Source organism: Pseudomonas fontis, from assembly GCF_028656955.1.
In the GTDB taxonomy this organism is placed as follows: domain Bacteria; phylum Pseudomonadota; class Gammaproteobacteria; order Pseudomonadales; family Pseudomonadaceae; genus Aquipseudomonas; species Aquipseudomonas fontis.
Genome location: NZ_JAMDGY010000071.1, coordinates 49,004 through 57,942, shown reverse-complemented (window position 1 = coordinate 57,942; position 8,939 = coordinate 49,004). Strand labels below are relative to the sequence as shown.

General features: G+C 56.4%; 13 protein-coding genes. 2 read left to right on the top strand and 11 right to left on the bottom strand.

The genetic code is table 11. The features are described from left to right. Window positions 1-154: 154 nt before the first annotated feature. Window positions 155-466 (bottom strand): hypothetical protein, encoded by a 312-nt coding sequence (locus M5G11_RS20810; RefSeq protein WP_273910178.1) that lies wholly within the window; start codon window positions 464-466, stop codon window positions 155-157. A gap of 99 nt (window positions 467-565) precedes the next feature. On the opposite strand from M5G11_RS20810, the gene M5G11_RS20805 reads away from it, so the two are divergent. After that, entirely contained in the window at window positions 566-1,102 is a 537-nt protein-coding gene (locus M5G11_RS20805; RefSeq protein WP_273910177.1) for a hypothetical protein, read from the top strand. 21 nt (window positions 1,103-1,123) lie between these two features. Here M5G11_RS20805 and M5G11_RS20800 read toward each other — a convergent pair whose 3' ends face one another. Next, the gene (locus tag M5G11_RS20800) at window positions 1,124-1,684 is read right to left on the bottom strand and encodes a hypothetical protein (protein ID WP_273910176.1); all 561 of its coding nucleotides are present in this window, start codon (window positions 1,682-1,684) and stop codon (window positions 1,124-1,126) included. Between the two features lie 115 nt (window positions 1,685-1,799). On the opposite strand from M5G11_RS20800, the gene M5G11_RS20795 reads away from it, so the two are divergent. Continuing rightward, window positions 1,800-2,615 carry a TIR domain-containing protein gene (locus M5G11_RS20795; RefSeq protein WP_273910175.1) on the top strand — a complete coding sequence of 272 codons (816 nt, stop codon included), beginning with the start codon at window positions 1,800-1,802 and terminating at the stop codon, window positions 2,613-2,615. 156 nt (window positions 2,616-2,771) lie between these two features. Here the strand turns inward: M5G11_RS20795 and M5G11_RS20790 are convergent, their stop codons facing one another. The 9 genes from M5G11_RS20790 to M5G11_RS20750 all read right to left on the bottom strand — a co-directional run bounded on the left by M5G11_RS20790 (window position 2,772) and on the right by M5G11_RS20750 (window position 8,938). Then, window positions 2,772-3,134: a Mor transcription activator family protein gene (locus tag M5G11_RS20790; protein WP_273910174.1), complete on the bottom strand. Its 363-nt coding sequence runs from the start codon at window positions 3,132-3,134 to the stop codon at window positions 2,772-2,774. Continuing rightward, window positions 3,131-3,571 carry a gp16 family protein gene (locus M5G11_RS20785; protein WP_273910173.1) on the bottom strand — a complete coding sequence of 147 codons (441 nt, stop codon included), beginning with the start codon at window positions 3,569-3,571 and terminating at the stop codon, window positions 3,131-3,133. The genes M5G11_RS20790 and M5G11_RS20785 overlap by 4 nt, the downstream gene beginning before the upstream one ends. Then, window positions 3,568-3,999 carry a hypothetical protein gene (locus M5G11_RS20780; protein WP_273910172.1) on the bottom strand — a complete coding sequence of 144 codons (432 nt, stop codon included), beginning with the start codon at window positions 3,997-3,999 and terminating at the stop codon, window positions 3,568-3,570. Before M5G11_RS20780 ends, M5G11_RS20785 begins: the two co-directional genes overlap by 4 nt. A gap of 126 nt (window positions 4,000-4,125) precedes the next feature. Then, window positions 4,126-4,815 carry a DUF2786 domain-containing protein gene (locus M5G11_RS20775; protein WP_273910170.1) on the bottom strand — a complete coding sequence of 230 codons (690 nt, stop codon included), beginning with the start codon at window positions 4,813-4,815 and terminating at the stop codon, window positions 4,126-4,128. A gap of 1 nt (window position 4,816) precedes the next feature. Continuing rightward, the gene (locus M5G11_RS20770; RefSeq protein WP_273910168.1) at window positions 4,817-5,443 is read right to left on the bottom strand and encodes a DUF3164 family protein; all 627 of its coding nucleotides are present in this window, start codon (window positions 5,441-5,443) and stop codon (window positions 4,817-4,819) included. After that, on the bottom strand, window positions 5,436-5,666 hold the full coding sequence (locus tag M5G11_RS20765; RefSeq protein WP_273910166.1) for a hypothetical protein: 231 nt from the start codon (window positions 5,664-5,666) through the stop codon (window positions 5,436-5,438). Before M5G11_RS20765 ends, M5G11_RS20770 begins: the two co-directional genes overlap by 8 nt. Then, window positions 5,663-5,938: a hypothetical protein gene (locus M5G11_RS20760; RefSeq protein WP_273910164.1), complete on the bottom strand. Its 276-nt coding sequence runs from the start codon at window positions 5,936-5,938 to the stop codon at window positions 5,663-5,665. The genes M5G11_RS20765 and M5G11_RS20760 overlap by 4 nt, the downstream gene beginning before the upstream one ends. A 43-nt stretch (window positions 5,939-5,981) precedes the next feature. Continuing rightward, entirely contained in the window at window positions 5,982-7,163 is a 1,182-nt protein-coding gene (locus tag M5G11_RS20755; RefSeq protein ID WP_273910163.1) for an ExeA family protein, read from the bottom strand. Continuing rightward, window positions 7,163-8,938 carry an integrase gene (locus tag M5G11_RS20750; RefSeq protein WP_273910161.1) on the bottom strand — a complete coding sequence of 592 codons (1,776 nt, stop codon included), beginning with the start codon at window positions 8,936-8,938 and terminating at the stop codon, window positions 7,163-7,165. Before M5G11_RS20750 ends, M5G11_RS20755 begins: the two co-directional genes overlap by 1 nt. Between the last annotated feature and the right edge of the window lies 1 nt (window position 8,939).

Here is an 8,939-nt window from a genome sequence, read left to right as displayed (position 1 = left end):
CTCCAAAGAGGCGTTAGTCGAGATACAAGCCATTGGCACATCGACAGATCGATGTGCTGACCTTTCTCGATCTTGAAGTCTCGCACCTTGCGTTTCGCTTCTTCGCGGGCGAAGTGCTCGTTCATACCAAATACAGCAAATGTGCTCATGGATATCACTCCAGGCGGTGGAGGGCTTTTTGAAGAAGCACGGTCACTGAAAGCTCTTCATCTTCATCGCGATTCATTGCGCGCCTGATGTAGGTGCAAGCCTCTTCCGCACCATCTCGCAGGTTGTTGAGCTCATCATCGTTGTCGTCGATCTGGCTTTCGAGGCGACGGATATCCTCACAAAGCTCCTCGCGCTCTGCGCTAGGGTCGATGCTTTGAGCAGTCAGCCTGCGGGTAAGCTCGGCAGCGGCTGCTGGTTCTAGCGCTGCGTAGTGCAGGCACTCTTCGTCGCTCAGGGCATTTGCAGGAATGCTCATGGTTATCTCCAGGCAGCCACCAGCCTCGCCGGGGTGGCGTGATTCGTTGAAGTGGGGTATTGGTGTCCGGCTGGCATGGGGCCGGCAAAGGAGTCACTAATGAAGAAGCTTGTTCAGAAAAAAGACCTTGTTGATTACCTCAAAGGACTGGCCGCGGCTTCCATGCTTGTCGTGAGTATGTCTTCACCAGTTTTTGAGATTGCGTCAACAATCAAGTCGACTGCTGAACTAGCTATTGTTGTTGATAGGTACGGTCAGTACATCGGAGACGGCCCCTACATGATTGAAAGCAAGCCTGGTCATGAGTGGAAGGATGCTCCAATCCCGGATCCTGTTATTGCTGGATATGCAATTGCATTCACCATTAGCGCTACTTTGGCCAGCACTGGTAGGCAAATTGGTGGGTATCAGTCGTTGATAAGCGGCTTATCTGGTTATGAGTTTTTGTCGATGACAGAGCTAACCCCGGAGAAGATGTGTGCTTCCCTTCTGGTAAAAATGCCTTCAGATCCGAGCGAGTTACAAAAACTCAGGGAGCTGCTTGCAGCTTCTTCGGTAATGTTCTCGATGGATGATGGATCCGGCCACTTTCATGAAGGGAACACGATGATGGGAAATGGAGTCCCGCTTTCCTGAGGTATTTGAGAGCTAGCAGGCCTAGGTCGCTTTGCGCTGGCCGAGCACCGTCTGGCGTGCCGCTTCGAGTTCGCTGGCCATGATCTCGGCCGCGCCTTCGACCTGGTCGCCATCGGCGCTGAGCTGGAAACCGAGGTGAAGATAAACGGTGTCATCCAGCTCGAAGAAGACGCCACCGCTGAGCCAGATACTTCCCCAGTCCAGGCCAATCGCCTTCCAAGTGTCGTCCTGGCTGATCCGTGCCGGGCAGTGCTCGACCCACAGTGCTATCAGCCGTTCGTGCTCAGCCTTCAGCGCGACCCGCGCTTCCTTCTCCGTACCCTTAGGGATCTTCACTGAGGTGCGCAGTGACCGGTAACCGTGGTCATCTGGCCGGCACCAGTGGACATCCAGATCCTTGCTGGCGCTGATCTTCACGCCACCGACGTAGTTGTCGTTGCCCGAACGCATCGGAGAGCCAGGTCCGCCGAATACGTCGGCCATCTTCTGCCGCCGGGCATCAAAGAGCTTTTTCGTTTGCTCCCAGGTTCGCACCGCTTTCAGCACGGCAGGGGCGGTGGTTTCGTAGTGGTAGCTGCTCATGGTGTTCTCCATGCATGCGCCGCCCTCCGTGGCCGGATGCGGCATGGTGGCAATTTGGTTTGGGATGGGGTATTACAGGGGCCTGGCATGTGGCCGAGCATGGAGCAGTAGAGCAGTGAAGATATTTATCAGTTGGTCGGGGAATCGTAGCAAAGCAGTTGCTGAGGTTTTAAGCGACTGGATAAAGTGTGTCCTGCAGGCTTCCGAGCCTTGGATATCTACTCGGCATATTGATCGCGGCTCACTGTGGTTTACCGAAATAAATGAAAAGCTCAGGGATATTAGTGTCGGTATTGTTTGCCTGACTCAAGAGAATAAGGATAAGCCTTGGATTTTATTTGAGTCTGGTGCGTTGGCCAAAGGATTGAGCACTAACCGGGTTTGTACTTTTTTAGTTGATTTACAGCCCCATGATCTAACTGACCCGCTTGCTCAGTTTAACCACACTGTGCCGGGCAAGTCTGGAGTTTGGGAGCTCGTTAGGACGTTGAATTCTTGTCTTGTAGAAAAATCGCTTGATGAGCGTGTTTTAGAAAAGGCCTTCGAGGTTTACTGGCCAATTTTTGAAACTGAATTTAAAGCTGCCCTCGCAGCCAATGAACCGGAAAAGCAAGCAAAACCGCGTCCGAAGGATGATGTCATGATGGAGATTCTATCAGTCACGCGTGATATGAGTCGGCGCGTTGGTAGTATCGAGAATCAACAAAGAAAATACGCAAGCTCCAAACTTATACGGCCTACTCTCTCAGTCAATGAAGTTCTTACGGGTTTGCGCTCTGGCCTTCCGGTCGCAGAAATTTCCGATAGGGCAATTCAGAGAGGGGTAAATCCAGAAGAAGTGAAGTTCATTCTCAACGAGGTTCTTATGAATGAAGTTGGCATGCTCAGACATCCGTCCGTTGGCCAGGAGCAGGAAGAGGGGGGGCAATAGTTATTGTCTTGAGTCTTGAGTGTTTAGGACTGAGATAAATACTAGGGAAAGCTTAAGATAAATGCGGGATACGCGGGGACAAGCAGGGGGATGTCGGGATGGAACTGCAATAACGTTGCAAGTGATGCAAGGGTTGGGGCATCACTGCCCCTGGCCCTATTTTTCGAGATGGTTGTGAAAAAGGTCGCCCTGGTCGCGAGCGATGACTGCCAGTCTCATACGTTTGATCACCTTGTAAACGAACGCCAATGAGATGCCGTGCTTCATGGCGATCTCGCGATGGTTGCGTCCTTTCCACTCGTCGAAGATCTGCTGATGCAGTTTCGACGCCTGCAGGTGGATGCCCATTGGAATATACAGCTGCTGACCGCCCCAAACGGATGCCATATGCATCGCCACTTCAATGCCATGCGCATCAGCCTGTTCGTCACTGATCTGAAGCGTTTCCTTTGCTGACTGGGATACGTGATCAGCTAAGGCCTGGAGCAAGTCACCAGCGGTGCTGCTGATCTCCTTCATACAACCTCCTTTGGCGTCATGCGGCTCTGCCACTGTTTCAAGTGCTCGATTACCTGGCTGGCCTGGGTAGTGGACAACCATTGCAGGGCCGCGACACCGGTTCGGCCCCGGACAAACTTGGCTAGGGCTTCTTCTGATGGATTGCGCACAGCCCCGATGTCATGCAGCGCTAGCCATAGCGAGCGGATCTTCTTCGACTGGCTATCATCCGCCTTTAGCCGCATACCAGCTTTGTTTGGACGTACCTTGAATCCCTTCTGTTTAAGTACGTCCAAAACCTTCATCAGGTTTGGAACACTCAACTCAGCAGTCGAAGTGGCACCATCCAACTCCCGCATGCCCGCAAGCATCAGCCGATACGTGTCATCCGCCATCTGTAATTCACGTCGTGCGACATGGATCAATTTGATCAGGCTCTTCCTTATGTCATTCGTCATACCGATGCTCCCAACTCAGTAATGCGGTGCTCGCCATCCTCCTTACTCAGGATGCCGAGCAGTACGTCGCTGTTGATTCGTCCGATCTGCTCCTGATGCAGTTGCTGCGCGGTCATCCTTGAGCGCGGTTTACCGGGGCGCGGGGGCTGCACTTTGGCAACCTGCTGCGGGTCACTGGCGATGCCATACACCACGGCCCGCAGATAGTGATGGTTCTCCAGCGGCAGCGTGAGCCGCTCCCGCTGGGCCAACATTTGATCGATACCTGTGGCCCAGACGACAGCGGTCGCCGGCTTGCTATCAGTGGTGCGAGCGTCGCGGGTCACGCTGCCGGAGTCCACCAGTTGCACCAGGTCTTCAACCAACTTGATCGCCCGAGAAGTCCGCAAGCCACGCTTGGCCGGGCTGAACAAACGTAGGTACGCCAACACAGCCCGCCCCAATCGTGGTTCCATCCCCGCGAATTGGGCAGCCAAACGCTTGCCCTCATCGTCAAGGAACCCGGCTTCTAGCGGAAACTGTTCGCCGCAGCATGGGCATTGGATACGCATACGCTAGACCCCAGCTGTCAAGCGAGCACGCGGCTGGTGACTTACAGCTTGGTGTAACTGCGCAGATTTACCTGCCTGATAACCAGCAGCTACGGCGCCCTCATCGCGGGCCTTGAGCTTGCGGCGTTTCAGCTCGGCCTTTTCCAGGTCAGGATGGTGCTTCTCCATATAGGCAGCGATAGCTTCAGCGATGTGATCCTCTACACCTGCGAACGCCTCAATCTTGCTCCACACAGCATCGATCCAGGCATTGGCGAACGCATCACCACGCGCCACCTTGGTAGAGCGCTTGCAGCGTTTTTGGGTTTTCAGATATTCACGTCGAGCCTTTTGCAGTTGCCGTTCCAGCACCTGGTACGCATAGCCGGAAAGCTCAGGTGCCGCCGCGCACCCCACATAGATAAAGCGAGCAGCGGCAAGCCAACTGGTGGCGATGATGAAGCGAGTGCCGAAAGCATCCGCGCACACCTGGGCAAGGCGCACCCGCCAAGCAGGAGGCGAGCCGTCAGACCCTGCGGGGACTGAGGCCTCACCTGCCCTGCTGGCCATGACATCCCCCATTTCCAGGCTGTACAGATCCATCAGCTTGCACGCCTGGCGCAATGCGATTTCGGCCTCGTTGGGGTTGCTGGTCTTGGACTTGGCCATCTCCAGGCATTTTTTGATCTTGTCGAGAATGCGGTTGTCGTCCATGTCATACCCCCGCGATGTCGAGGCTGATGGCCTTGTACTGGTCAGAGTCGCCGATCCGTTCGTAAACACGGATGTACGACTTCGAGCCAATGACCTGGCAGGCCTCGCCGATGGCAGTCATCGCCCGCTGCCAACGCTCGTCGCGAATCTCCAAGCGGCGCAAGGCAAGCACACGGGCGGTGCGTATCTCACCCTTGGTGTCAGTGCGGAACGCATCGTTAACCAGCGTGACGACCTCAGGCCGAGCGCCCTGGGTCCAATCACGCAAGCAATCGTCGATCAGGGCACGAGCAGCCTGCAGGCGCTCATCGAACACGATGGACTCCTGCACCGCACGTTGAATCTTGAAGAGACCGTCATAGCTGTACAGCGTTACGTTGCCCTTCTTGCCACCGACCTTGGCGCTGTACTGCTCTGCGCTGAGTTCAACGAAGGCTTCGATATCACCGAAGGCCACTGCCTTAAAGTCAGCCAACTTAGTGCTGAGTTCGCTGGCACGGTTTACCAGATGTTTAACCAGGCGGTCCCGTTCCTGGTCTATAGGCTTGACCATGCTTTCAGGCACCAGACGACCTTGGGCGTCCTGCCAGAAACCTTCAGGTACCACATTGTGTCGGGCATCAGTCATGATTGGCTTCCTTGTGGATGGTACTTTTTGGCTGGGCTTCAGAAGTGAGGCGCTTTGATTTCGGCGCTTCGCTTTTTTTCAAGTCGGCGAATACAACCAACAGCACGACCAGTAGCCACAGCCCTGAGCTCGGTTTGTTGTGCAGTTCCAGAGCCGTAGCTGCGCTTATCAAGGCGACAGTAATTGCTGCGACACCGAGGTTGTACGAGCTTGCAGCGATCATTGGTCCTGTTCCTTTGCCATGCTGAGCCAGATCACATCCACGCCTCTGATCGTCACAGTGTTCCGCGTGCGACGGCCAACCGTGGCATAGCGCACCCCACGCAATTCATGTCCGAAGCGGCGCGACATCAGATCCACGCACAACGGGCTGATAAAGATCTTGTTGTCAGCAAACTCCAGGCGCTCGACGGTGACACCGGCATCGCGCATGTCGCGGGTCAGTTCGTTGAATGCACAAAGCTTGATCGGAAACTCATCGGCCAGAATGCTCATCGACGCATCCCCTTGGGGGTGAAAGACATTTAAGGCAGGCATGTCATACCCCCTTCACGACATCGGCATTGATAACCGGCACACCCAGTTGAGCAGCCAGATTCATTGCAGCGGTCATCAGGTTGCCAATGGCAAGTGGATACAACAGCGAGACTTGCTTATCCCGACCACCACTGCGGGTTTGCTGGGAAAGCCGAGCAGCAATCGCTTGAATGCCCGAAGCATCAATCACCTCGGTCAACGCCTTGCCTGCCCGCTCGAAGCGGAACTTCAGGAACTCTTCGAGACGGTTGCCATCAACCGGTGTCAGGGTTACGCGCTCGCAACGCTGGACCACTTCCCGTACATCAGCGTTACGCTCGCTAAGCTTCACGCCGAGTTCCGGCTGGCCGATCATGATGATGCTGACCAGCTTGGTGAAGCCGATTTCCAGTTCGAGGATGCGCTTGAGGTGCTTGAGGGTGGGGATCGGCAGGCTATGCGCTTCCTCGATCACCAGGCAGTGGCGATAGCCTGCCGCGTGGGATTCCTTGAGCGCTCGGTGCAGCTGGGCGAAACGTGCCTCAGGGCTGCTTTTTGCTTTCTCCAAGGGCGCCACCGCTGCCATCATCGACTCAGCAATGTGCGTGCTTTTCAGCGATTTGCCCTTGGTGTCGTTGTCTTCCGAGGCCAGAACATAGGGCTCGATGATGATCACCGGGTCATTGTTCTCGGCGATTCGATTGACCAGATCACGGCGCAGAGTGCTCTTGCCTGCACCCGATTCACCTTCGACGGCCAGGAAACCACCATGGCGGGCAGTCTGATACATCACCTCGCGGACATAGCGGATGTCCGGGCTGACCCACATGTCCTGGGCGCTCTGAAGCTCATCGAACGGATCGCGGAACAGGCTGAATACCTTGCGGGTGGTTGGCAGCAGGGTTTGCTTTGGCAGTAACATAGGTTCGTCCTCCCCGGACGGCTCTTGCGAAAGGGCCGGATCTGTCGTGTTGGCGCACGGCAGATCCACTTCATCAAAGGCGTTGGCAACATCGGCATCATTGGCACCGGCATCGACCAGGAACACACAGATCTGTGCCTGCAGCTCAGCCCGGTCCAGGCTGCGCGGCCACTGACTGTGGTTCAGCAACTGAGCGACCGTTGCTGAACTCAGTTTCAGTGACTCGGCCAAGGCGGCTTGGCGTTGGCCAACGTCTTGCAGTACTTGCTTTAACTTCAACATCACTCACCTCCAGCCGCTGCCCGTACCAGGCTCAGCGGTGTGCGCATGACTTCCATAGGTCGCTTAAGCTCGGCTTCGATAGCGTCGAGCTGTTCTTGAGGTACTCCCTGTGGGTACCGCTGCTGCAGCCAGCTGAACGTGTCAGCCGACCAGAGATTGGCCAGTCGAGGGCGCAGCACCTTGGCCGCTTCGACATGGGAAAGAGGGGCAAGCTCGATGGTTGGCACCCCGACCTTCAAGTCGGTGCCTCGACGCGGCATGTAGGACGGCAGCAAGGTGTCGGTAACATGCTTGTGCGGATCGATCAGGCCACCGAACGGTACAGCTTTGGCCTTACGTGCAGCCTCAGCATCAGCATTGTTGGTGGTGCCTGTGGCCAGTTGCTCCAGGATCTTGCGTGACAGCTGCGCAGGGGTTTCAGCGTGACTCTTGTATTGCTCGCCGATGGTGGCCGAAGTCTCGGCAAAACCGAATTGGTCGACATCGATCTTGTCGATGACGTGATAGTGCTCGCGGCCGTCGTCGCCGATCAGCACCGCAATGGCGGTGTCCTGGTCGCGCCAGCAGTTACGGGTGATCAGCAGCTTTTCACCGACCATCACACCAGGTACTGAACTGACATCGAACTGCGCGCCCCGGAACGACACCTGCAACAAGGTGCTGACCTTGCGGTACTCCGGCGTGCTGACGGCCAAATCACGACAAACCTCAACGCTGGGGGCCAGACGCAGCTGCTCTGCAGTGATCATCTGCCAGACGCCAAAGCGGGTGCGACGTGTCCGCGTGTGGATGGAAGTGGCGTTGTAGTAGCGCATCCACTTACCGGCCCAGTCGTTGATCTGTTCCAAGCTCTCAGCCGCCTGAAACTTCAAAGCGCTCTCGAACTCGCGCTCAACAATGTTGTGTGCCTGCTCGACCTGACCCTTGGCGCGGGCATTGCCAACCTGGTTGATGATCAGTTCGATGCTCATCGCCCGGCACAGGTTGCGGAATATTCCGCTGGTCATGGCCGCGCCGGGGTCGGTCATCAGCATCCATGGCACGCCATGAAACGGGTCGGCGGCATGGCGCTTCTGCATGGCGTTGATCAGCACCGAACAGAGGTTCTCGGCAGACTCGGCTCCCAGTACATACTCCAGGTACAACGTGCCGCTGGTATGGTCGGTGACGACGTAGCGCCACAGCCGTTGGCGTTCGATCTTCTTCAGGTTGCCCGGCTTGCCGTCGTAGAACTCCGCTTTGTTCATCACCTGGGCACCGTCATCGGCCAGATAGAACTGCGTGGAGATCGACGCATCGACCTGCCAGACATGGTTCGGGTGCTTGCTGGCCAGCGATACTGCTGGCGCGTCTTGCAGCAACTGCTCTGGATGGAGCTTGTAGGCCCGCAGAGCGCGGGCAATGGCACCGCTGCTTAACGGGCGGAACTCGCCAGTCGCCTCATCAAATCGGCCAGCCAGGACCATGTTGTTGCTGCGCAGGCGCTCGACGGCCCGTTCGATAGTCGAGAGCTGCTTGTTGTTGGCTCGGATTGACTCCAACAACACCGCCGAGATCAGCCGAGCTTCATCCAGGGGCAACGCACTGTTGCCCGCATCACTGCGGCGCTTGCGTGATTTGCTCACAGTGACCTCCTTGAGTTTGCGTTGCAGGGTTTGTACGGACACGCCCAGTTCCACCGCACCTGCCTGGTACACGGCAGTGCGCTGACCGTGCGGAGCATCAGCTGCCCGCTGGGCGATCTGGACCAGAAGTTGTGTTTGGATGGGCGTCATG